The organism is Variovorax sp. KK3, assembly GCF_001984055.1.
Taxonomy (GTDB): Bacteria; Pseudomonadota; Gammaproteobacteria; order Burkholderiales; family Burkholderiaceae_C; genus Variovorax.
On the sequence record NZ_LYVO01000205.1, the window covers coordinates 1 to 412 of the forward strand.

At 65.0% G+C, this 412-nt stretch carries 1 protein-coding gene; it reads right to left on the reverse strand.

What is annotated here, in order from left to right; all coding sequences use genetic code 11:
* A partial coding sequence (locus B0W80_RS35845) for a hypothetical protein (RefSeq protein ID WP_179107114.1) occupies positions 1–412 on the reverse strand: 412 nt, incomplete at both ends.

The window sequence follows — 412 nt, forward strand, 5'->3', positions numbered from 1 at the left end:
CCCTGCGCGTCGATGTGGTTCGACCAGACGCTGTCGCCTCGCACGTTGGTCTGGTCGTAGTCGTAGCCGGTAACGCCGCCATCGTCTTGCGTGACGGAAACCCAGTCGGTACGACCCTGGGGATCGATGTGATTCGACCACACACTGTCGCCGCGCACGTTGGTCTGGTCGTAGTCGTAGCCGGTGACGCTGCCGTCGTCGTGCGTGACGGACACCCAGTCGGTGCGGCCCTGCGCGTCGATGTGGTTCGACCAGACGCTGTCGCCGCGCACCTGCGTCTGGTCGTAGTCGTGGCCGGTGCGGCTGCCGTCGTCCATGAACTCGTTGGTGTAGTCCAGTCGACCCTGCGCATCGAAGTGCGATTCCACGCGGCCCCATGCCTGGCTGCTGCCCTGGTCGTAGTCCACGACAT